This window comes from Enterobacter sp. YSU (assembly GCF_016082135.1).
GTDB classification, from domain to species: Bacteria; Pseudomonadota; Gammaproteobacteria; order Enterobacterales; family Enterobacteriaceae; genus Enterobacter; species Enterobacter hormaechei_C.
This window is the reverse complement of record NZ_CP059487.1, coordinates 734123-756903: the sequence shown is the minus strand read 5'-3', so window position 1 is coordinate 756903 and position 22781 is coordinate 734123. Positions and strand designations below refer to the sequence as shown.

At 54.4% G+C, this 22781-nt stretch carries 23 protein-coding genes and 2 tRNA genes; 16 read left to right on the top strand and 9 right to left on the bottom strand.

Annotation, left to right across the window (positions count from 1 at the left end):
* Positions 1-65 precede the first annotated feature (65 nt).
* From tsaA to metN, 5 genes are all read right to left on the bottom strand, one after another.
* Positions 66-773 (bottom strand): tRNA (N6-threonylcarbamoyladenosine(37)-N6)-methyltransferase TrmO, encoded by a 708-nt coding sequence (gene tsaA, locus H2Z33_RS03765; protein ID WP_015572734.1) that lies wholly within the window; start codon positions 771-773, stop codon positions 66-68.
* Positions 770-1174 carry an Rcs stress response system protein RcsF gene (gene rcsF / locus H2Z33_RS03760; RefSeq protein ID WP_015572735.1) on the bottom strand — a complete coding sequence of 135 codons (405 nt, stop codon included), beginning with the start codon at positions 1172-1174 and terminating at the stop codon, positions 770-772. The genes tsaA and rcsF overlap by 4 nt, the downstream gene beginning before the upstream one ends.
* A 106-nt stretch (positions 1175-1280) precedes the next feature.
* The gene (gene metQ / locus H2Z33_RS03755; protein ID WP_003856132.1) at positions 1281-2096 is read right to left on the bottom strand and encodes a methionine ABC transporter substrate-binding lipoprotein MetQ; all 816 of its coding nucleotides are present in this window, start codon (positions 2094-2096) and stop codon (positions 1281-1283) included.
* A 40-nt stretch (positions 2097-2136) separates the two neighbouring features.
* On the bottom strand, positions 2137-2790 hold the full coding sequence (locus H2Z33_RS03750; protein ID WP_003856130.1) for a methionine ABC transporter permease MetI: 654 nt from the start codon (positions 2788-2790) through the stop codon (positions 2137-2139).
* Positions 2783-3814, bottom strand: coding sequence for a methionine ABC transporter ATP-binding protein MetN (gene metN, locus H2Z33_RS03745; protein ID WP_006810022.1), 1032 nt, complete (start codon positions 3812-3814; stop codon positions 2783-2785). Before metN ends, H2Z33_RS03750 begins: the two co-directional genes overlap by 8 nt.
* 188 nt (positions 3815-4002) lie before the next feature.
* On the opposite strand from metN, the gene gmhB reads away from it, so the two are divergent.
* The 3 genes from gmhB (at position 4003) to dkgB (ending at position 6103) form a co-directional block, all read left to right on the top strand.
* Positions 4003-4569, top strand: a complete 567-nt coding sequence (gene gmhB / locus H2Z33_RS03740) for a D-glycero-beta-D-manno-heptose 1,7-bisphosphate 7-phosphatase (protein ID WP_017383733.1) — start codon at positions 4003-4005, stop codon at positions 4567-4569.
* 493 nt (positions 4570-5062) lie between these two features.
* Positions 5063-5139: transfer RNA gene (locus H2Z33_RS03735), tRNA-Asp, on the top strand.
* 160 nt (positions 5140-5299) lie between these two features.
* Positions 5300-6103: a 2,5-didehydrogluconate reductase DkgB gene (gene dkgB / locus H2Z33_RS03730; protein WP_063135468.1), complete on the top strand. Its 804-nt coding sequence runs from the start codon at positions 5300-5302 to the stop codon at positions 6101-6103.
* Between the two features lie 30 nt (positions 6104-6133).
* Here dkgB and yafC read toward each other — a convergent pair whose 3' ends face one another.
* Positions 6134-7039 (bottom strand): DNA-binding transcriptional regulator YafC, encoded by a 906-nt coding sequence (gene yafC / locus H2Z33_RS03725; protein WP_015571393.1) that lies wholly within the window; start codon positions 7037-7039, stop codon positions 6134-6136.
* Between the two features lie 103 nt (positions 7040-7142).
* Here yafC and H2Z33_RS03720 point away from each other — a divergent pair, with 103 nt between their 5' ends.
* The 3 genes from H2Z33_RS03720 (at position 7143) to H2Z33_RS03710 (ending at position 10107) form a co-directional block, all read left to right on the top strand.
* A complete protein-coding gene (locus tag H2Z33_RS03720) occupies positions 7143-8318 on the top strand; it encodes an MFS transporter (protein WP_017383719.1) in 1176 nt (391 codons plus the stop codon).
* Between the two features lie 137 nt (positions 8319-8455).
* Positions 8456-9256, top strand: a complete 801-nt coding sequence (locus H2Z33_RS03715) for an endonuclease/exonuclease/phosphatase family protein (RefSeq protein WP_026080641.1) — start codon at positions 8456-8458, stop codon at positions 9254-9256.
* Between the two features lie 77 nt (positions 9257-9333).
* Positions 9334-10107, top strand: coding sequence for a class I SAM-dependent methyltransferase (locus tag H2Z33_RS03710; protein WP_015571390.1), 774 nt, complete (start codon positions 9334-9336; stop codon positions 10105-10107).
* 52 nt (positions 10108-10159) lie between these two features.
* Here the strand turns inward: H2Z33_RS03710 and mltD are convergent, their stop codons facing one another.
* Both mltD and gloB read right to left on the bottom strand, forming a co-directional pair.
* Positions 10160-11524 carry a murein transglycosylase D gene (gene mltD / locus H2Z33_RS03705; RefSeq protein ID WP_032671409.1) on the bottom strand — a complete coding sequence of 455 codons (1365 nt, stop codon included), beginning with the start codon at positions 11522-11524 and terminating at the stop codon, positions 10160-10162.
* A 68-nt stretch (positions 11525-11592) separates the two neighbouring features.
* A complete protein-coding gene (gene gloB / locus H2Z33_RS03700) occupies positions 11593-12351 on the bottom strand; it encodes a hydroxyacylglutathione hydrolase (protein ID WP_015571389.1) in 759 nt (252 codons plus the stop codon).
* A 32-nt stretch (positions 12352-12383) separates the two neighbouring features.
* Between gloB and H2Z33_RS03695 the strand changes: the two genes are divergently transcribed.
* Complete coding sequence (locus H2Z33_RS03695; protein WP_017383714.1) at positions 12384-13100, top strand: class I SAM-dependent methyltransferase; 717 nt, start codon at positions 12384-12386, stop codon at positions 13098-13100.
* Here the strand turns inward: H2Z33_RS03695 and rnhA are convergent, their stop codons facing one another.
* A complete protein-coding gene (gene rnhA / locus H2Z33_RS03690; protein WP_160840538.1) occupies positions 13101-13679 on the bottom strand; it encodes a ribonuclease HI in 579 nt (192 codons plus the stop codon).
* On the opposite strand from rnhA, the gene dnaQ reads away from it, so the two are divergent.
* The 9 genes from dnaQ (at position 13633) to H2Z33_RS03645 (ending at position 22735) form a co-directional block, all read left to right on the top strand.
* Positions 13633-14364 carry a DNA polymerase III subunit epsilon gene (dnaQ, locus tag H2Z33_RS03685; RefSeq protein WP_072202378.1) on the top strand — a complete coding sequence of 244 codons (732 nt, stop codon included), beginning with the start codon at positions 13633-13635 and terminating at the stop codon, positions 14362-14364. The two genes, rnhA and dnaQ, sit on opposite strands and share 47 nt — an antisense overlap.
* Before the next feature lie 132 nt (positions 14365-14496).
* Positions 14497-14573 (top strand) — tRNA-Asp (locus H2Z33_RS03680).
* A gap of 387 nt (positions 14574-14960) precedes the next feature.
* The gene (locus H2Z33_RS03675) at positions 14961-15680 is read left to right on the top strand and encodes a FadR/GntR family transcriptional regulator (RefSeq protein WP_015571386.1); all 720 of its coding nucleotides are present in this window, start codon (positions 14961-14963) and stop codon (positions 15678-15680) included.
* Positions 15677-16690: an ABC transporter ATP-binding protein gene (locus H2Z33_RS03670; protein ID WP_015571385.1), complete on the top strand. Its 1014-nt coding sequence runs from the start codon at positions 15677-15679 to the stop codon at positions 16688-16690. The genes H2Z33_RS03675 and H2Z33_RS03670 overlap by 4 nt, the downstream gene beginning before the upstream one ends.
* The gene (locus H2Z33_RS03665) at positions 16687-17769 is read left to right on the top strand and encodes an ABC transporter ATP-binding protein (RefSeq protein WP_015571384.1); all 1083 of its coding nucleotides are present in this window, start codon (positions 16687-16689) and stop codon (positions 17767-17769) included. The genes H2Z33_RS03670 and H2Z33_RS03665 overlap by 4 nt, the downstream gene beginning before the upstream one ends.
* Before the next feature lie 2 nt (positions 17770-17771).
* Positions 17772-19286, top strand: a complete 1515-nt coding sequence (locus H2Z33_RS03660) for an ABC transporter substrate-binding protein (RefSeq protein WP_074133828.1) — start codon at positions 17772-17774, stop codon at positions 19284-19286.
* A gap of 18 nt (positions 19287-19304) precedes the next feature.
* On the top strand, positions 19305-20246 hold the full coding sequence (locus tag H2Z33_RS03655; RefSeq protein ID WP_015571382.1) for an ABC transporter permease: 942 nt from the start codon (positions 19305-19307) through the stop codon (positions 20244-20246).
* Between the two features lie 2 nt (positions 20247-20248).
* Positions 20249-21124, top strand: a complete 876-nt coding sequence (locus H2Z33_RS03650) for an ABC transporter permease (RefSeq protein ID WP_032671407.1) — start codon at positions 20249-20251, stop codon at positions 21122-21124.
* A 9-nt stretch (positions 21125-21133) separates the two neighbouring features.
* Entirely contained in the window at positions 21134-22735 is a 1602-nt protein-coding gene (locus tag H2Z33_RS03645) for a gamma-glutamyltransferase family protein (RefSeq protein WP_023303117.1), read from the top strand.
* The last annotated feature ends 46 nt before the right edge of the window (positions 22736-22781 follow it).

Sequence of the window (22781 nt, the reverse complement as noted above, 5' to 3'; positions counted from 1 at the left end):
CTGACACAAAAAAAGTGGTTTAGTTTACCAGTGTGGCAAAGATGCCAAAAGAGAGGAGAACAAAATTACCTGGGTTCCAGGGCAAACACTTCAAAACCCGCCGCAGTCACGCGCCAGCGCACGTTAAAGTCCAGCAGCCAGACGGCGTACGTATTCCCGGCTTCCTCTTCTTTGCGGTAGGCGGGACGGGGGTCCTGGGCCAGCACTTCAACGATAAAGTCACGCAGGCGAGGATAACGCTTTTCCAGCTCGCTGATTTGCGTTGTAATTTCAGACGTGAAGTGAACCGGCATATCTGCCTGCGGTGCGTCCTGAGCATAGCTTGCCCGGGCATCCGGCAGCGCTTCGGCGAAGGGCAGGTAAGGCTTAATATCTATGACCGGCGTGCCATCAACCAGGTCAAGGCTACCTAACTCCAGGATCACCTGATCTTTCTGACAACGTATGCCTTTCAGCTCGACCAGCGACATCCCGATGGGGTTGGGACGGAAGGTTGAGCGGGTGGCAAAGACACCCATTCTGGCATTTCCGCCCAGACGAGGCGGACGCACGGTGGGACGCCAGCCGCCTTCCATGGTCTGGTGAAATACAAAGACCACCCATAAATGGCTGAACGCCTCAAGCCCGCGCACTGCATCGGCCTGATTATACGGCGCGACAAGATGAAGCTCGCCGCCGCCGTTAATGACCAGACCCGGCTGACGCGGCACGGCGAACTTTTCTTTATAAGGGGAGCGGATAACGCCTATCTGCTCGAACTGAAATGAACTCATTTCGCCGTAATGTTAAGCGCAGAACCGATACATACCGCCTGGCGATAGCAACCTGGTGTGCCGCTGGTGACTTCGCAGCTGTGCAGCAGCACCGCGTTGGCTTTCATTTTCGACGCGTTGATTTGCATACGCTTGCGGGCTGTCGGAATATTGGGTGGGGAGTCCTGATTCGTTGCCTGGCAGGATTCGCCGCTCACTTCGCCCAGTTCACGGAATGGCTTACCGACCAGCTCGTCGGCTTTGGTAATAATACGTACCGGCGCAGCGCGAGGCGCTTTCGGTTTTGCTGGCTCCGCTTTTGGCGGGGTTGCAGTGCTTTGAACAGGTTCAACAGGAGATCTGCTTAGCATAGAACAGCCGCTCAGCATCAGTGCTAAAAAACAGATCGGTAAAGCACGCATAATAATTCCTCAGTGGATAATCAAAACGTCAGATATTGAAGCAGTTGACCGCACAAATGACAAGACGGGCAAATGCCCGTCTTGATGATATTACACTGCCGGGAGATTACCAGCCTTTAACCGCGCCGCCGTTAAACACCTTATTGGCTTCCTGGTACACTTCTTCAGACTGATATGCCTGTATGAATTTCTTCACATTCTCCGCGTCTTTGTTGTCTTCGCGAGTCACGATCAGGTTGACGTACGGGGAATCTTTATCTTCAACGAAGATGCCATCTTTCGCTGGGGTCAGGCCGATCTGGCTGGCGTAAGTGGTGTTGATCACGGCCAGGGCGATCTGCGCATCGTCCAGAGAACGTGGCAGCTGTGGTGCTTCCAGCTCAACAATTTTCAGATTTTTCGGGTTTTCGGTTACGTCCAGAACGGTCGGTAACAAGCCAACGCCTTCTTTCAGTTTAATCAGGCCCACTTTCTGTAGCAGAAGCAGGGAACGGCCAAGGTTGGTTGGGTCGTTAGGGACGGCAACCTGTGAACCCGGCTGGAGTTCATCCAAAGATTTAATTTTCTTGGAGTAACCGGCAATCGGGTAAACGAAGGTGTTACCGACAGCAACCAGTTTGTAGCCACGATCTTTGATCTGCTGATCCAGGTACGGTTTATGCTGGAAGGCGTTAGCGTCAATGTCGCCTTTGCTCAGCGCTTCGTTCGGCAGAACGTAATCGTTGAAGGTCACCAGTTCAACGTCCAGGCCATATTTCTCTTTAGCGATTTTCTGCGCGGCCTCAGCAACCTGCTGTTCTGCACCGACGATAACGCCTACTTTGATGTGGTTTGGATCTTTTTCGTCCTGACCGCAACCCACCAGTGCCAGCGAGCCAATCAGTGCGCCTACTGCTGCGAAGGTCTTAAATTTAAACGCCATGTTATATCCTTAACTCGTCGAGTTTGTGTTGTTTGTAACGTTATTTATGCGTAACAGCCCGGACGATACGATCGCCAGAGAATTGAATTAAGTAAACCAGCACAACCAGCAATACCAGAACGGTATTCATTACGGTAGCGTTATAGCCAATATAGCCGTACTGATATCCAATCTGGCCTAAACCACCGGCACCTACGGCGCCGCCCATTGCGGAATAACCGACCAGGGTGATAAGCGTGATGGTTGCTGCGTTCACCAGCCCAGGCAGCGCCTCTGGCAGCAGAACTTTGCGAACGATCTGCATTGGCGTCGCACCCATAGCGCGGGAAGCTTCGATCAGGCCGGTTGGGATTTCCAGCAGGGCGTTTTCCACCATACGGGCGATAAACGGTGCCGCGCCAACGGTCAGCGGGACAATAGCCGCCTGCAAACCAATCGACGTCCCGACGATCACGCGCGTAAACGGAATCATCCACACCAGCAGAATAATGAACGGAATAGACCGGAAAATGTTCACCAGCGCAGAGAGCGTGCGATACAGCTTCGCGTTTTCAATAATTTGACCCGGGCGCGTAACGTACAGCAGCACGCCGACCGGCAGCCCAATCACAAAACCAAAGAAGCCCGATACGAAGGTCATTGCCAGCGTTTCCCAAACGCCGCGAACCAGTAGCCACATCATCGGCTCAGACATAACCCAGTACCTCTACTTTTACGTGATGTTCTTGCAGCCAGGCAATTGCCGCCTGGGTTTCTTCCTGTGTGCCGTGCATTTCCGTCAGCATAATGCCGAACTTCACGCCACCGGCGTAGTCCATCTGCGCGCTAATAATGTTGTTATTCACGTTAAAGCGACGCGCGGTTTCGGACAGCAGCGGTGCGTCAACGGACTGGCCCGTGAACTCCATGCGCAGCATCGGGACGCTGTCAGGCGTTGCGTCTGTTTTTAAACGTTCCAGATAATCTTCCGGAATATCCAGATGCAGTGTGGACTGAATGAACTGCTGAGCCAGCGGCGTTTTCGGGTGCGAGAAGACTTCACTCACCGTGTCCTGCTCAATCAGCTCACCGTTGCTGATGACCGCCACGCAGTCGCAGATGCGTTTCACTACATCCATTTCATGCGTAATAAGGAGAATCGTCAGGCCCAGGCGACGGTTAATGTCTTTTAACAGTTCCAGAATAGAGCGCGTAGTGGCCGGGTCTAACGCGCTGGTGGCTTCATCGCACAGCAGCACCTTAGGATTGCTTGCCAGCGCGCGGGCAATGGCCACACGCTGTTTTTGCCCACCGGACAGATTTGCCGGGTAGCTATCATGCTTGTCGCCCAGACCAACAAGGTCGAGCAGTTCGGTGACGCGACGCGTAACTTCTTCTTTCGGCGTGTTATCCAGCTCAAGCGGCAGGGCAACGTTGCCGAACACGGTGCGGGATGCCAGCAGGTTAAAGTGCTGGAAAATCATGCCAATCTGGCGACGCGCTTTGGTGAGTTCTTTTTCTGAGAGAGCGGTAAGCTCCTGGCCGCCAACTTCTACGCTGCCCTGGGTTGGGCGCTCAAGCAGGTTAACACAACGGATCAGCGTACTTTTACCCGCACCCGATGCGCCAATGACGCCATAAATCTGACCAGCAGGCACATGCAGGCTGACGTTGTTCAGCGCCTGAATGGTTCGGTTCCCCTGCTGGAACACTTTGGTGATATTGGAAAGTTTAATCATTAGATTATTTTTATCGTAAGTAAGTTAGCCGTGGCATTTTCTTCTGCCAGATACGGGGAATGACCGTAAACAAAATGGATGTTAAGGCATCCAGACGTCTAAATCAATCCACCTCTGTGCGATGAGCACTTTATTGCGCTGCGATTCATGAGATACTAGCTGAACAAGACTTTTTCAGGAGCAAACCGGTGGCAAAATCTGTACCCGCAATTTTTCTCGATCGTGACGGCACTATTAATGTGGATCACGGTTACGTCCATGAGATTGATGAGTTCGAATTTATCGAGGGCGTAATAGATGCCATGCGCCAGTTGAAAGAGATGGGCTATGCGCTGGTGGTGGTAACTAACCAGTCCGGTATCGCCCGGGGTAAATTCACCGAAGCGCAATTCGAGACGCTGACGGAATGGATGGACTGGTCTCTGGCCGATCGTGGCGTCGATCTTGATGGCATCTATTATTGTCCGCATCACCCGCAGGGAAGTGTAGAGGCGTATCGTCAGACCTGTGATTGCCGTAAGCCACACCCGGGCATGTTTATCTCTGCACAGGAATTCCTGCACATTGATATGGCCGCATCTTATATGGTGGGCGATAAACTGGAAGATATGCAGGCAGCAGCGGCGGCAGGTGTAGGTACCAAGGTATTAGTGCGTACCGGTAAACCGGTCACCCCAGAAGCAGAAAATGCAGCCGACTGGGTGATAACGAGTCTGGCAGAACTGCCAAAAGAGATTAAAAAGCACCAAAAATAGGCGTTTTGGCGAAAAGGTGAGCGGTTGAAATAAAAATGCATTTTTCCGCTTGTCATTCCTCGGCGGCTCCCTATAATGCGCCTCCATCGACACGGCGGATGTGAATCACTTCACAGACAACCCGGTCGGTTGAAGAGAAAAAATCCTGAAATAACGGGTTGACTCTGAAAGAGGAAAGCGTAATATACGCCACCTCGCGACAGAGCGCTGAAGCGCGTCGCAACTGCTCTTTAACAATTTATCAGACAATCTGTGTGGGCACTCAAAGTGACATGGATTCTTAATGTCTTCGGACACTAAATGAATACCAAGTCTCAACGAGTGAACACGTAATTCATTACGAAGTTTAATTCATTGAGCATCAAACTCAGAAGTGAAACGCCGTAGCGCCGATGGTAGTGTGGGGTCTCCCCATGTGAGAGTAGGGAACTGCCAGGCATCAAATTAAGTAGTAAGCCGGTGCATTAATCCGGTGGTTACAGAAGTATTCGGTGGAGCGGTAGTTCAGTCGGTTAGAATACCTGCCTGTCACGCAGGGGGTCGCGGGTTCGAGTCCCGTCCGTTCCGCCACTTATTAAAAGCTCTGAGCTAACGCTCAGGGCTTTTTTCTTATCTGTCGTTTGATTGTTGCGAAATTAGCAAAAATCCTCTGCGGTTCACGATCTTTTTCGGCATAACAACTACAGCGATAATTCTCCTCAGTTTATGAACATAACGATTGAGGAATCATATGACTATCCCTGCACTGGGTCTGGGCACTTTCCGCCTGAAAGACGACGTTGTTATCGCATCTGTTAAAACCGCACTTGAGTTGGGCTATCGTGCTATTGATACGGCGCAGATTTATGATAACGAAGCTGCCGTAGGCCAGGCCATCGAAGAGAGTGGCGTACCGCGCGACGAACTTTTCATCACCACTAAAATCTGGATTGAGAATCTCAGCCAAGACAAGCTGATCCCAAGCCTGAAGGAAAGTCTGAAAAAGCTGTGTACTGACTATGTTGATCTGACGCTGATCCACTGGCCATCATCTGACGATGCCGTCTCTGTGGAGGAGTTCATGCAGGCGCTGCTGGAAGCGAAAGAGCAGGGCTTAACGCGTAAAATTGGCATCTCTAACTTCACCATCCCGTTGATGGAAAGGGCCATTGCCGCAGTGGGTAAAGAAAATATTGCCACCAACCAGATTGAACTCTCTCCTTACCTGCAAAACCACAAAGTCGTGGAATGGGCGAAACAGCATGGTATTCACATCACCTCGTACATGACGCTGGCATATGGTAAGGCGCTGAAAGATGAAGTGATTGCACGCATCGCTGAAAAACACAATGCGACAGCCGCACAGGTGATCCTGGCATGGGCGATGGGTGAGGGCTATGCCGTGATCCCGTCTTCAACCAAACGTGAAAACCTGGCAAGTAACCTGTTAGCGCGGGATCTCCAGCTTGATGATGAAGATAAAAACGCGATCGCTGCACTGGAATGCAACGATCGTCTGGTCAGCCCGGAAGGGTTAGCACCAGACTGGGATTAATAAAAGCCCTTCCTCTGTACCCTTAAACCCTCACACAGCTCCTCCGGGAGCTGTTTTTATATGTTCGCTAAGGAAGTCGATAAAAGCGCGTATGCGCGTACTTACCGCTCTGTCACTGTAATACACTGCGCTAAAAGGCATCTCTACAGGTAAGCGTTTGTCAGCCATCAGTTCTACAAGCTGACCCGCAGCTATTTCCTTATCAATCATATAGTCTGATAAACAGGCGATCCCATTTCCTTCAAGACAAAGCTGTTTCAGAGTTTCTCCGCTATTAGACGAAAGTCCGCAAGTGATCTCATGAAGTTGTCCGTCATGACAGGCCACGGGCCAGGTGTTCAGCGAGACAGGTTCCGTAAAGCCCAGGCACAGGTGCTGCTTCAGCTCCTCAACGGTCTCCGGTTTGCCATGCTCTGCAATATATTGCGGTGACGCGATAATTTTGCGGTAGCTGGTGAACAGTGGGCGAGCGCGTAAACTTGAATCCGTCAGGGTTCCCGCGCGGATCGCCACATCAACTTTACGCTCAATCAGGTTAATAAACGTCTCTGAAGAGACCAGGGACAGAGTCATCTCCGGATAACGTTCCCGGAATGGCTTGATTAACGGCATCAGAAAATGAAGCACGACCGGCGTCGCCGCATCAATGCGTAGCAATCCACGCGGAGTGCTACGCGACTCCATTATTTCCGTCTCAGCTGCCGCCATCTCCTGCAAAACGGATTGTACGCGGCGAAAATAACGTTCACCTTCTTCCGTCAGGCTGAGCTGCCGCGTTGTTCTGTTGAGCAGACTTACCCCGAGCTTCATCTCCAGCTTTTTCACCGAACGGCTGATGGCGGAGTTCGCCTGCCCGAGCTGTTCGGCCGCACGGCTGAAGCTGCCGCTTTCAACAACGGCAACAAAGATAGTCAGTTCTTCCGATGTGGCTTTCATTATTGCATCATCCGCAAAATTCTATTGAGATTCTAACCATTTTTGTTATTTAAACACTGGCGCATACTGCCTGTCATCTTAATCCTGAAGAGACGGAGTATTTATGCCACTGGCGCTTCTTGCCCTGACGATCAGTGCCTTCGCAATTGGCACGACCGAATTTGTTATTGTAGGACTTGTTCCCACTATTGCTGAACAACTCGCCATTTCGCTGCCTTCTGCCGGGCTGCTGGTATCTATTTACGCGTTAGGCGTCGCTGTTGGGGCGCCTGTGCTGACCGCACTGACTGGACGCTTTCCACGTAAACAACTGTTAGTTGCCCTGATGGTGCTCTTCACCGCCGGCAATATTCTGGCGTGGCAGGCTCCGGACTACACTACCCTGGTCATTGCCCGTTTGCTGACTGGCCTCGCGCACGGTGTCTTCTTCTCCATCGGTTCCACGATTGCAACCAGCCTGGTGCCAAAAGAGAAAGCGGCGTCAGCCATTGCGATTATGTTTGGCGGCTTAACCGTCGCGCTGGTCACCGGCGTGCCGTTAGGAACGTTTATTGGGCAACATTTTGGCTGGCGAGAAACCTTCCTCGCGGTATCGCTGTTGGGCGTGATTGCTCTGGTAGCCAGCCTGCTACTGGTGCCCTCCAGTATTCCGGGGCGCGCGAGCGCCAGCCTGAGCGATCAGGTTAAGGTTCTGACACACCCGCGCCTGCTGCTGATCTATGCCGTTACGGCTCTGGGTTATGGAGGTGTGTTCACTGCGTTCACTTTCCTTGCACCGATGATGCAGGAACTGGCTGGTTTTTCTCCGGGCGCAGTGAGCTGGATTTTACTGGGCTACGGTATCTCCGTCGCAATCGGCAATATCTGGGGCGGCAAGCTTGCAGATAAGCATGGTGCGGTACCGGCGCTAAAATTTATCTTCGCCGCGCTGGTTGTCCTGCTGATGATTTTCCAGTTCACCGCGTCGATACAATACGCAGCGCTGGTAACTGTGTTGGTTATGGGAATATTCGCGTTTGGTAACGTACCGGGATTGCAGGTCTATGTTGTACAGAAAGCCGAACGCTATACGCCCAATGCGGTGGATGTCGCATCCGGCCTGAATATCGCCGCATTCAATATCGGTATCGCACTCGGATCGGTTATCGGCGGGCAGACGGTTGAACACGTTGGATTAACCCAAACGCCATGGATTGGTGCGGTAATTGTGCTTGTCGCTTTCCTGCTTATTGGTCTGAGTGGACGACTTGATAAACCCGCTCGTATCGCGCTTGGATAAGTATCAGTAAGTGCTTGCTTACAAAACTGGAAAGCGGTTTCTCAGTAATTGCGTTGAAAGTGTGACCTAAAATCCCTATAACATTAGAACCAGTCCGTTTTCCGGGCTGGTTCATGTTACAGAGGTCGTTTCCAAAAGTGCGAAAAAATACCTATGCCATGCGTTATGTTGCCGGAATGCCCGCGGAGAGGATCTTGCCTCCGGGGTCGTTTGCGAGCCTGGGTCAGGCATTACCAGCGGGCACGCCATTAAGCAGTGACGAAAAAATTCGCGTACTGGTGTGGAACATCTTTAAACAACAGCGTGCGGAGTGGTTATCCGTACTTAAAAATTTTGGTAAAGATGCGCATCTGGTTCTGTTACAGGAGGCGCAAACCACGCCTGAGCTGGTCAGATTTGCAACGACAAACTATCTTGCAGCCGATCAGGTGCCTGCCTTTGTTCTGCCACAGCATCCTTCTGGGGTGATGACCCTTTCAGCCGCACATCCGGTCTATTGCTGCCCGCTGCGTGAACGTGAGCCAATCCTGCGTCTGGCAAAATCGGCGCTGGTCACGGTCTATCCGTTGCCCGACACCCGTCTGCTGATGGTGGTAAACATTCATGCGGTGAACTTCAGCCTGGGTGTTGATGTGTACAGTAAGCAGTTACTACCCATTGGCGATCAGATTGCTCATCACAGTGGGCCGATCATTATGGCCGGGGACTTCAATGCCTGGAGCCGTCCGCGTATGAACGCGTTGTACCGCTTCGCGCGTGAAATGTCGCTGCGTGAAGTTCGTTTTAACGATGACCAGCGCAAGAAAGCGTTTGGTCGTCCTCTCGATTTTGTATTCTATCGGGGTTTAAGCGTGCACGACGCCTCCGTTCTGGTGACGCGCGCCTCCGATCATAATCCTCTACTAGTTGAATTCAGTCCCGGCAAACCTGATAAATAATGGTGCGTCAGGTCTGCCGTGGGGCAGGCCTGTGCGGGTGCTGCCCTTTATTTTTTAACCCATAAAAGGACAGCAACATGACAACAACACACTCCCATCATGACAACGTCGAAAAACAGTTTGGTTCTCAGGCAAGTGCCTACCTGAGCAGCGCCGTGCACGCCTCTGGCCGCGATCTGGTACGTCTCGGCGAACGGCTCGCCGCGTTTCCTGACGCGCACGTGCTGGACTTAGGCTGCGGGGCGGGGCACGCCAGTTTTACCGCCGCACAGCAGGTTGCTCAGGTGACGGCATATGACTTATCGAGCCAGATGCTGGATGTGGTTGCTGAAGCGGCGAAAGCGAAAGGGCTGAATAACGTCACGACGCGCCAGGGCTACGCTGAATCTTTACCCTTTGAGGATGCGTCGTTTGAGGTTGTGATTAGCCGTTACTCTGCACACCACTGGCATGATGTGGGGCAGGCATTACGGGAAGTGAAACGCGTGCTCAAACCGGGCGGAATCTTCATCATCATGGACGTGATGTCTCCCGGACATCCGGTACGAAATATCTGGCTCCAGACGGTTGAAGCGCTGCGTGATACCTCGCACGTGCAAAACTACTCCAGTGGAGAGTGGCTTACGTTTATCACCGAAGCCGGCTTGATTTCACGCTCATTGATAACCGACCGTTTGCCGCTGGAGTTCACATCATGGATTGCACGGATGCGCACACCCGAGGCATTGACTCAGGCGATCCGATTGTATCAGGAGAGCGCCTCTGCTGACGTGAAGGCGTACTTTGAACTGCATGACGATGGTTCGTTTACCAGCGACACCATTATGGCTGAAGCGCAAAAAGCGGGATAAATAAAAAAGGCACCGAGGGGAATCGGTGCCTTTTTAACAAGCGATCGTACTATCAGGAATCTGGCGTAGCGCTGTTTTTCACAAACAACGTCAGCTGGTCGCCAGGTTGCAGGTTGTCAGTATCATTGTTCCAGCGCATCACATCTTTGATGTTTACGCCGTGACGCTTAGCAATACTGGACAGCGAGTCGCCTTTACGTACGCGATAGGTAATGCTATCGCTGTTTTTAGCGAGACGCTGTGCGCTGCTACCTGCACCTACGGTCAGCGTTTGACCCACTTTCAGACCAGATCCGCGCAGATTATTCCACTGCTGGAGATCTTTCGCATTCACGCCAAGACGTGATGCAATACCTGAAAGCGTATCACCTGAACGCACCTTATAGCTGCGGCTGCTTACAGGCGACGTATCAGCGATCAGCGTGGACTGAACGGCTGCAATTTCACCCGAAGCTAAAGACTCTCGTAACTGTTCCGCATGTTTCTGCGGAACCATCACATAGCCAGGGCCACTAGCGCCCAGCGTGGAGCCTTTAACACCTGCATTAAAGGTTTTAAGCTTACTTACCGACATACCCGTCATATCGGCAACCTGTTGAATATCAACCGGGCTGCTGAGGCGGACACGCGCCAGTGCACGACTTTCGTCTGGTGTTGGCAGTTGTACACCGTAACGTTTGCTGTTCTTGAGAATATCGCCCAGTGCCAGCATTTTCGGTACGTAAATCTTTGTTTCCTGTGGCAGTGAGAGCGACCAGAAGTCTGTGGATTTTCCACGCGCTTTATTCGCTTTCATTGCCTTCAGTACACGACCTTCACCACTGTTATACGCCGCGACGGTCAATAACCAGTCGCCGTCAAACATCTTGTTCAGACGTTGCATCATGTCGAGAGCGGCTGTCGTTGAAGCGACAACATCACGACGCGCATCGTAGTTGCGGGTCTGCTTTAAACCATAATTTCGCCCTGTGCTCGGAATGATCTGCCAGATGCCTGCTGCATTGGCGCCAGACGTCGCGTGCGGGTCAAAAGCGCTCTCCACTATGGGTAGTAGTACCAGTTCCATAGGCATGTTACGTTTCTTAACTTGCCCGGCTATCCAGTACATATACGGCTCTGCCCGTAATGTTACATCGTGGAGATAGCTCTTATTTCTCAAATACTTCTGTTTCTGTTCGCGAATCCGGCTGTTTTCCGGAATTCCCATCTTTAGCTCGTCGCCAATAGAGGCCCACAAGTCTTGTTCCTGCGCGAAGGATGTCCCATCGTCCAACCATCGCGCCTGACTCGTAAACTTCCCTGCTTCCCCTTGACCAGCCGCAGAAAGGCTCTGTGCGTGCTGTTGTACGTTGCTGCCGTTTTGTGACTGGCAACCTACAAGCAGGACAGAGGCGAGTAATATCGCTTTTGCCTTCATGTGTGTGTCAATAGTTGCTTAAAAGACGAGCGATGATAACGGCGAAATTTTGAAAAGGCAACCCGCAATTATCTGAAGTTATCTTTCTTTGACCTTAACCATGCAAATCGCGCTTCAGGTTGTAACAAATTTGTTTCTTGATTAATTTTATTAATTAAATCAACATCATCAGTTCTTAAAAATAAATTTATTTGTCGCTCATTTTTCAGAATTACGGGGAGTGTTTTTTGGTTTTTTGCACGTAACTCCTTCACTTTCTGGTAATAATCCTGAATCGCCCGATCCTCAGGCAGCACGCTTGCAGCAAACTTCATATTCCCTAATGTATACTCATGTGCGCAACAAATTACGGTTTCGGCTGGCAGCGCATTAATTTTTTGTAAAGATTGATACATCTGTTCTGGCGTGCCTTCAAACAGCCTTCCACAGCCGCCAGAAAACAGCGTGTCGCCACAAAACAGATAAGGTTTGCTGTAGAAACAGAGATGCCCGGAAGTGTGACCTGGCGTAGCAAATACGGAAAACTCCCACCCGAGGATGAGGATACTTTCGCCTTCTTCGACAACTTGCGTTGTACCCTTATCCTGTGTCTCTGCTGGTCCGTAGACGGGTAGATGGGGATAGCGTGCAAGGAGATCGGGAACACCGCCGACATGATCGTGATGGTGATGGGTAAGAAGGATCGCCTCCGGCTGCCAGCCGTTTTCTTTAATCGCGTGCAGGATCGGTGCGGATTCGCCTGGATCAACAATGATGCATCTGCGATCGTCGTCGACTAAAACCCAGATGTAATTGTCCTGAAAGGCGGAAATACTGATAAGATTCATGCATTACCTCTTATAGCGTGGCGGGTGTTTTGATGAAACCGGCAAGGATACCTCAGACTGTCGCACCACCGGAACGTTGGGCAGAGTTGCCCTGGGGTGAATATTATCGCGAGGCCTTAGAACTTCAGCTTAAACCCTGGCTCGCGAAAATGTATGGTTTTCACCTGCTTAAGATTGGCAATCTGAGCGCAGAAATCAATACCGAAAGCTGCGCTATCTCGCATCAGGTTAGCGTATCGCTTAATGGCTCCCCGGTTCAGGTGAAAGCGGATCCGCTGCATTTGCCGTTTGCGGAAAAATCCATTGATGCCTGTCTGCTCGCCCACACGCTGCCCTGGTGCAGCGATCCCCATCGTCTGCTGCGGGAAGCCGACCGCGTTTTGATTGATGACGGCTGGCTGATCCTGAGCGGTTTTAATCCGCTGAGTCTGATGGGGCTACGTAAACTGACGCCCGTTCTGCGTCGCACGCCGCCTTATAACAGCAGGATGTTTACCATGATGCGCCAGCTGGACTGGCTTTCACTGTTAAATTTCGAAGTGCTAAGCTACGGGGGTTTTCAGGTCATCCCCTGGACGCGTAAAGGCGGGGTCTTATTAAGCACCCATTTACCCGCGCTGGGCTGCATGCAATTTATTGTCGCGCGTAAGAGGACGATCCCCCTTACGCTCAACCCGATGAAGCAAAGCAAATCAAAAACGCGGATCCGCCAGACCGTGGGGGCCACGCGGCAGTACAAAAAACCGTGATCAGGATTCAGGTTGATAACCTGCATCCTCATGGGTCGGGTTGGATGCCGCCGCGCGAGCCAGCTCGTCACAGCGTTCGTTTTCAGGATGACCGGCGTGCCCCTTTACCCACTCCCATTTGATTTCGTGCTGACCGAGGGCGGCATCAAGACGCTTCCAGAGATCGACATTCTTGACGGGTTTTTTCTCTGCCGTTTTCCAGCCCCGCTTTTTCCAGTTGTGGATCCATTGGGTAATGCCCTGGCGGACATACTGGCTGTCGGTACTCAACACCACGTCACAATGTTCTTTTAACGCTTCCAGCGCCACGATGGCCGCCATCAACTCCATGCGGTTGTTGGTGGTCAGGAAATAGCCTTCACTAAATGTTTTTTCATGCTGGCGATAGCGCATAATGGCGCCATAGCCGCCGGGCCCTGGGTTACCGAGACAAGATCCATCGGTGAAAATTTCTACCTGTTTACGCATCTCTGGTAGACTTCCTGTATTTGAAACGTTCAGTAAAACGATAAGTCTGACATAAATGACCGCTATGAGCACTGCAATTACTCGCCAGATTGTTCTTGATACCGAAACCACCGGTATGAACCAGATTGGCGCCCACTACGAAGGGCACAAAATCATTGAGATTGGTGCCGTTGAAGTGGTGAACCGTCGCCTTACGGGCAACAACTTCCACGTTTACCTTAAACCCGATCGGCTGGTGGACCCGGAAGCGTTCGGCGTTCACGGAATTGCCGATGAGTTTTTGCTGGATAAGCCCACCTTTGCCGACGTCGCAGATGAATTTCTCGACTACATCAGAGGTGCGGAACTTGTCATTCATAACGCGTCGTTCGATATCGGCTTTATGGACTATGAGTTCAGCAAGCTCAACCGTGATATTCCGAAGACGAATACGTTCTGTAAAGTCACGGATAGCCTGGCGCTGGCAAGGAAGATGTTCCCCGGCAAGCGTAACAGCCTTGATGCCCTGTGCTCTCGCTATGAGATAGACAACACCAAGCGAACGCTGCACGGCGCGTTGCTCGATGCCCAGATCCTGGCCGATGTCTACCTGACCATGACCGGCGGGCAAACGTCGATGAAATTCAGTATGGAAAATGAATCCCAGCAGACGCGGGATGAAGGGGGAATTCAGCGCATTGTGCGTCAGGCGAATCGCCTGCGGGTTGTTTTAGCCAGTGATAAAGAACTGATGAACCATGAATCTCGTCTCGATTTAGTGCAGAAGAAGGGCGGAAGCTGTCTGTGGCGCACGTGAAAATGTGCTGAAACGTTTGTTAAATCACCGTTTGGGTGAATTTTGCAGCAAACGATTCAAAACCTGAGAAAAAGCGTTGACGAGTTCAGAGGCAAACCGTAATATTCGCCTCGTTCCCCAAACGGGAACAGTGGAGCGGTAGTTCAGTCGGTTAGAATACCTGCCTGTCACGCAGGGGGTCGCGGGTTCGAGTCCCGTCCGTTCCGCCACTATTCAGAAAGCCTGAGTCAGAAATGATTCAGGCTTTCGTCGTTTTATAGTCCCTCGAATATTGTTTATTCCTCTTTTTATTTCCATTAACAAAAAGTTAATAAATACGGTGCATTTTATTAACAAATGCACGATTTTAGTACATTATTTGCACTGTTTTTGTGCGTTTTTTGCTCATCCTTACCTTCGCGCCCATCTTCTTATGTAATAATTATGTAAAATAATTGGTAGGAAATCATTCGGTTACCGATCATTTTTCAGAAAATTAACGAACCAATACGCTATTGGTTCGTTAATTGCTTAATTACTAGCACGTTAAGTTCTGCGTCATATCAATAACTTATTATTAATAAAAATAAAGCAATGATGAAAGCGAGCGAACCAATATGGAAAAGCCTTCACGGTTTTTAGCTAATTCCAGTACCGCGCTTGAGCAGCTGCGCGGGCTTATCAACCAGCACGAGTCAACACCAGGCATTCCGCTGCCCACTGAACGTGAGCTGTCGGACACTCTCGGCGTAGGCCGACGTGAAGTGCGTCGCGCGCTGGACGTGCTGGAAGAGGAAGGGCGTATCTGGCGCAAGCAGGGCAAGGGTACCTTCATTGGTCCATCTGCCCCGGTTGAGCCGTTGGCGCTTCAGGGATTGGTTCAGCAAACCAACCTGCTGGAAGTCATGGAAGCTCGACTACAGCTCGAACCCGGCTTAGCCCGACTTGCGGCACTGCGTGCCACCAGGGAAAACCTCGCGCTCATGCAGCGTATGCTGGAACGCATTAATAAGGTCAGCCCGGATGACCGCGATCTCAACGAACTGTGGGATAGCGCCTTCCACCGCGCCATTGCGGAGGCAGCAGGTAACCGCCTGATGCTTGGGCTTTTTGATGCGATAGATGCCGTCCGCCGGGAGCCTGGCTGGCAGCATTTACGCGAACTTGCCCGCACCCCTGAACGTGTCGATAGCTACAACGACCACCATCACAAAATCATGTCAGCGATTATTCATCGCCAGCCTAATGAAGCAGCTGCCGCCATGCGCGAACACCTGCTCAGCCTGCAAACCGCCCTGATTCAGGCTATCCACCTTGAGGACGATTCCACGCTATGACGACGATACCCTTTAAGGACTCCACGCCCGTACTGCGGCTGCAAAACCTCAACGTTAAATTCGCGGGCTCGCCGGTGAGCGTGCTCGACGATATCTCGCTGACGGTCAGGGCGGGAGAAACGCTGGCGCTGGTAGGCGAGTCCGGCTGCGGTAAAAGCATCACTTCCCTGGCGCTGATGGGGTTATTACCTGCCAGCGCCAGGATCGTCAGCGGGGAGATGAATTTCCGCCGCCAGGATCTGCGCAAGCTCTCGCCGCGGGAGTATGCCGATCTGCGCGGCAGCGAGCTGGCGATGATATTCCAGGAGCCCATGACCTCGCTCAACCCGGCCTTCACGCTTGGCGATCAGCTCAGTGAAGCGGTGATGCGCCATCAAACGATCTCCCGGGCTGAGGCGATGACGGTTGCGCTACAGATCCTGGAGAAGGTGCAGATCCCGGCCGCAGAGATGCGCCTTAAGGCTTACCCGCATCAGCTTTCCGGCGGTATGCGCCAGCGCGTGATGATAGCGATGGCGCTGATAAACCATCCCAAACTACTCATTGCTGACGAACCCACTACCGCTCTGGACGTGACCATTCAGGCGCAAATTCTCTCCCTGCTCAATACTTTAAAAGAAGAAACGGGCACGGCGGTGCTGATGATCACCCACGATTTAGGCGTGGTGGCTGAAGTCGCGCAGCAGGTGGCGGTGATGTATGCCGGACAGGTAGTGGAGCAGGGGAGTGTTGAAGCCCTGTTTGCCGATCCGCAGCACCCCTATACCATTGGCCTTATGGGTTCCCTTCCTTCTATGGGTGCGCGTAAAGGCCAGCTATCAACTATTCCCGGATCGGTCCCGCTGCCGGAATCCATGCCTCAAGGCTGCCGCTTTGCCACCCGATGTCCCTTCGCGCAGACGCGCTGTCATGCTGAAAAACCACCGCTCACTACGCTCGGTACGGGCCATCAGGTTGCCTGCTTCCGCGTGCCGCTCGAACACCACATTGCCCTGGGAGAGACCGCATGACCATGCCCATTCTTGAAGCCCGCGATCTGAGCAAGCTTTTCCCCGGCCCGAAAAAACTGTTTACGCCGGCCCGCTTTGTCACCGCTGTCGACCGAGTTTCGATGTCGGTGATGCCTGGCGAAACGCTGGCAATTGTCGGCGAGTCGGGTTCCGGGAAATCCACCCTTGGTCGTCTGCTGCTGCGCCTGCTAGGCGCCAGCGAAGGGCGGGTATTTTATCAGGGTGAGGAGATCACCCACGCCTCGGGCGCCCGTCTGAACCAGCTCCGGCGTGAGCTACAGATCATCTTTCAGGATCCCTTCGCTTCGCTGAACCCGCGCATGACGGTGGAGCAAATTGTCGGTGAGCCGCTGTGGCTGCATCAGAACATGAAAAAAACGGATCGCCAGTACCGCGTCTCCGAGCTACTCAGGACGGTCGGCTTGCCCTCAGCCTGGGCCGGGCGTTATCCACACGAATTTTCCGGCGGGCAGCGCCAGCGTATCGGCATTGCGCGCGCGCTGGCATCAGGCCCAAAGCTGCTGCTTGGTGATGAGCCGGTTTCTGCGCTGGACGTTTCCGTTCAGGCACAAGTGGTTAATTTACTGGAAAGCCTGAAGCACCAGTTGGGGCTAACGATGGTGATCGTCGCCCACGGGCTGGCGGTTATCCGTCATATGAGCGACCGCGTGGCGGTAATGTATCTTGGGCAAATCGTCGAGCTGGCCACCGTCGACGACATCTTCGACGCACCGTTGCATCCTTATACCCAGGCGTTAATTGCCTCAGCGCCGCAAATGCAGCCAGGCGTAGCGCGGGATACGCCGCTGTTGCAGGGTGATTTACCGAACCCGGCTAACCCGCCGTCCGGCTGCCGTTTCCACACCCGTTGCCCCTACGTTACAGATGAATGCCGCCAGATCGAGCCGATTAATCAGGTGCTCGACGGCGGACGTCAGGTTGCTTGCCATCGCTGGCAGGAGATCAATCGCGATCGCAGCGTTATCCAGATCGCACCGCCATCCGCCGCTTTTCTGCGCCGCCGCGCGCTGTTTGAACACGCGGCCACTCACTCCTCCCTTCCTTCAAGGAACTCATGATAATGACAATGCGTAATTCTCTTTTGACCGTACTGGGAAGTGTTATGTTGCTTGGCGCGGCGCTGCCCGCCCATTCTGAAAGCGTGCTGCGGATCGGCCTGGGGGCCGACCCGGATATGCTCGACCCGCATCTGGCGCGCACCTACTATGGCCGTTTCGTGTTTGCCTCCCTGTGCGACAGGCTGGTGGACGTCGACGAGCACCTGAAAGTGGTGCCGGGTCTGGCAAAATCCTGGGCCTGGAGCGAAGATGGCAAAACGCTGACTATGGATCTACGCGAAGGTGTGACCTTCCACGACGGTGAAAAATTTGATGCCGCTGCGGCAAAATACAACCTCGACCGCGCCCTGACCCTCAAAGGCTCCTTGCGTAAAAGCGAGATCTCATCCGTTGAATCGGTCGAGGTCACCGGCCCGATGCAGATTGCGCTGCACCTGAAAACACCGGATGCCGCGCTGCTAATGCAGCTCACCGACCGCGCGGGCGCGATGATGGCACCCGATGCGGCGAAAAAGCCTGACTTTGCCGCCCATCCCGTCTGCTCCGGTCCATACAAATTCGACAGCCGCGTGTCGCAGGACCGCATCGTTCTGACCCGCTTCGACAACTACTGGAACAAAGACGCCTATCACTTCGACAAAATCATCTATCTGCCGATCCCGGATGCCTCCGTGCGTCTCGCGAACCTGCGCGCGGGCGATCTTGACCTGACCGAGGGCATTGCCGCCAGCGACGTCAAAACCGTCGAAGCCGACAGCAAGCTGGCGCTGGCGAAGGTCACCGGTCTGGGCTATCAGGGGATCACCTTCAATATTAACAACGGCAAGGTGCCGGCCAACGATCCGTTCAAAGATGCCCGCGTGCGCGAGGCGTTTTCTCAGGCAATCGATCGCGATGCGTTAAACCAGGTGGTCTTTGAAGGGCTCTACACCCCGGCAAATCAGGCGTTTTCACCGGTCAGCCCGTACCACGTTAACCTGCCGGTCCCGCCGCGCGACGTCGATAAAGCCAAAGTGCTGCTGAAAGCCGCCGGTGTGACCACGCCGCTGAGCGTCAATCTGCTGGTGCCAAACAACCCAACCTCGCAGCAGGTGGGACAGGTATTGCAGGCGATGGTGGCAGAGGCGGGCTTTAACCTGAACCTGCAAATGACCGAGTTCGCCACGCTGCTGGATCGCCAGCAGAGCGGTGACTACCAGTTGAGCTTCTCCGGCTGGTCGGGGCGCCCGGATCCGGATGGCAGCATTTACGGCTTTATCAACAGTAAAGGCACCCTGAACGACGGCCGCTACAGTAACGCGCAGATCGATGAATGGCTGACTCAGGCGCGTCAGAGCACCGACCAGGCCGCACGCCAGCCGCTGTACGACAAGGTGGTGAAGCAACTCCAGACCGACATGCCGATTGCCTACCTCTACTTCGAGCCGCGCATTTTTGGCCTGAACAAAAGCGTGCAGGGCTTTAAGCCGTACCCGGACGGCATCGTGCGTCTGGCCGGTTTGACGCTGGCAAAATAAACGTCCTGAGGAGAACCCATGCTGGAACTGATTTGCAAACGTCTGCTGCTGGCCGTCCCGACGCTATTGCTGGTGAGCATGATGGTGTTCGGGCTGCAAAAGCTGCTGCCCGGCGACCCGCTGATCGCCATGGCCGGGGAGGAGCGCGATCCGGCGGTCATTGCCCAACTGCGTGCTGAGCTTAATCTGGATGCGCCGATCCCCGTGCAGTATTTCCATTGGCTAACGCGCGCGCTGCAGGGCGATCTGGGCGTCTCCTTGCGCACGCATGAACCGGTCACGCAGCTGATTGCCAGCAAGCTGCCGGTCACGCTGGAGCTGTCGCTGCTGGCGATGATCATCGCGCTGGTGTTTGGCATCAGCATGGGGATCCTTGCGGCGGTGAATAAAAACAGCTGGGTCGATCACGGGGCGAACTTTGTGGCGATCTCGGGGATATCAATTCCGCACTTCTGGCTGGGGATCCTGCTGATTCTGGTCTTTTCGGTGAACTTGCAATGGTTACCTGCGTCCGGTTATGTGCCATTCAGTGAAGATCCGATCCAGAACCTGCGCACGCTGCTGCTACCCGCGTCCGTGCTCGGAACCGGACTGGCGGCGACGCTGATGCGCCATACCCGTGCGTCGATGATTGCAGTGCTGAAAGCGGATTACATCCGCACCGCGCGCGCTAAGGGGCTGCTGCCGAAAGCAGTGATCCTGAAGCACGCCTTTCGCAACGCGCTGGTGCCTGTAATCACCCTCACCACGCTGCTGTTCGGCGAGCTACTGGGCGGCGCGGTGCTGACCGAGCAGGTCTTCACCATTCCGGGCTTTGGCAAAATGATCGTCGACTCGGTGTTCAATCGTGACTATGCGGTGGTGCAGGGCGTGGTGCTGATCGTGGCGATCGGCTTCCTGATGCTCAATCTGCTGGCCGACGTGCTCTACGTCCTTATCAACCCGAAAATGCGAGGTTAACCATGGCGGAACTGACGACGCAAACCGTTGCCCCCACGCTGCCGCGCGCGCAGAACCGGGTGCTGAAGAAATTTCTCGGCAATAAAAGCGCGGTGATTGGCGCGCTTGTGGTGGGCTTTTTTGTCCTGGTGGCGCTGCTGGCGCCGTGGATCGCCCCCTTCGACCCGGTCAAAGCCAACTTCCTGGCGGTGCGCAAAGCGCCGTCGGCGATGTACTGGTTCGGCACCGACGAGCTGGGGCGTGACATCTTATCCCGCATTATTTGGGGGGCGCGCACCTCGCTGATGGCGGGCTGTATGTCGGTCATTATTGCCGTGGTCATCGGCGTGCCGCTGGGGCTGGTGGCGGGCTACTTCCAGAAGATGTGGGACGGCGTGATCTCGCGCTTTATTGAGGCCTTGCTGGCCTGTCCGTTCCTGATCATGGCGATCGCGCTGGGGGCATTTTTGGGCCCAAGCCTGACGAATGCGATGATCGCCATTGGTCTCTCGGCAATGCCGATCTTCGCCCGGCTGACGCGCGGCCAGGTGATCGCCATTCGCAACGAAGAGTATATCGACGGCGCGCGGGCGATTGGCCTGCCGGATCGCTGGATCATCATTAAATACGTCCTGCCAAACGTGATGTCGCCGATCCTCGTGCAGGCCACGCTGGCGATCGCCTCGGCGATTATCGCCGAAGCCAGCCTGTCGTTTTTGGGGCTGGGACAGCAGCCGCCAAATCCGTCCTGGGGCTCCATGCTCAACACCGCGAAAGGGTTTCTGGAGCAGGCTCCGTGGATGTCCATTTTCCCCGGCGTGGCGATTTTCCTTGCCGTGCAGGGCTTTAATCTACTCGGCGACGGGCTGCGCGATGCGCTCGATCCGCGCCACGACTAAGGAGTCATGATGACCAAAGCGCTTGATTTTACGTCCGGTTACGATTCACGCCGCCCGCCGATGCTGGGCCATAACGCGGTTGCCACGTCGCAGCCGCTGGCGGCGCAGGCGGGGATGAAGATGCTGCAACTGGGCGGCAATGCCGTCGATGCAGCCATTGCCACCGCGATGGCGCTGACGGTGGTTGAGCCGACCGGCAACGGGATCGGCAGCGACGCCTTTGCCATCGTCTGGGACGGTGAAAAGCTTCACGGCCTCAACGCATCAGGCCGCTCGCCGGCCAGCTGGCATGCGGATCTGTTTGCCGGAAAAAGCGCAGTGCCGGAAATTGGCTGGGACGCGGTGACCGTGCCGGGAGCGGTATCCGGCTGGGTCGCGCTGGCGGAGCGCTTCGGCACGCTGCCGCTGACCACGCTGGCGCAGCCTGCCATTGACTACGCGCGCAACGGCTTTCCCGTCTCGCCGCTGATTGGTCATCTCTGGCAGCGAGGCTATAGCAAGCTGAAAGATCAGCCGGGCTTCAGCGCCTGCTTCGCGCCGGAAGGCCGCGCCCCGCGCGTGGGGGAAATCTTCCGTAACCCGGCGCAGGCGAACTCGCTGGAGCTGATTGCGAAAACCAACGGCGACGCGTTTTACCGCGGCGAGCTGGCGCAGAAAATTGCCGCCTTTGCCAAAGAACACGGTGCGCATCTGACGGCAGAGGATCTGGCAAACCACCGCGTGGACTGGGTAGACCTGCTGTCGCGCGACTTCGCGGGCGGCTCGGTTCAGGAATTGCCGCCAAACGGTCAGGGGATCGCCACGCTGATCGCGCTGGGTATTCTTGAGCAGTGCGGCATTGAGAAGCATCACCCGGATTCCGTGCAGTCTCTTCATCTCTCCATCGAGGCGATGAAGCTGGCGCTGGCGGATCTCGACCGCTACGTTGCGGATGAAGAACATATGGCGTTCGCGGCAAAAGAGCTGCTGAGTGACCATTACCTGAAGTCGCGCGCCGCGCTTATCAACCACGATAGCGCCTCTGATTTTGTGTACGGATCGCCGACGCAGAGCGGGACGGTTTACGTCAGCACCGCAGATGCGAGTGGGATGATGGTCTCGTTTATTCAGTCCAACTATATGGGATTCGGTTCAGGGATCGTGGTGCCGGATACCGGGATCAGCCTGCAAAACCGGGGCTGCGGCTTTGTGCTGGATCCTGCGCACCCGAACGCGCTGGCGGGCAGCAAGCGCCCGTTCCACACCATCATTCCGGGATTTGCGATGGACGGCAACGGCAAGCCGCTGATGTCCTTCGGCGTGATGGGCGGCCCGATGCAGGCGCAGGGGCACATGCAGATGGCGCTGCGCATTATGCTGCACGGGCAAAACCCGCAGGCGGCAATCGATGCACCGCGCTGGCGCGTGGTGCAGGGCAGGGAGGTGATCGTCGAATCAACGTTCGATCGCAATACTATCGCGGCGCTGCGCGAGCGCGGGCATCAGATCGTGGTGGAAGATCCGCTTCAGGATTATAACTTCGGCGGTGCGCAGGTGATTTACCGTATGCCGGAAGGGCACTACGTGGCCGCGACGGAAAGCCGCAAAGACGGGCAGGCGCTGGTGAGTTAATTAACGCCCGGTGGCGCTGCGCTTACCGTGCCTACGCTGTGCTTTT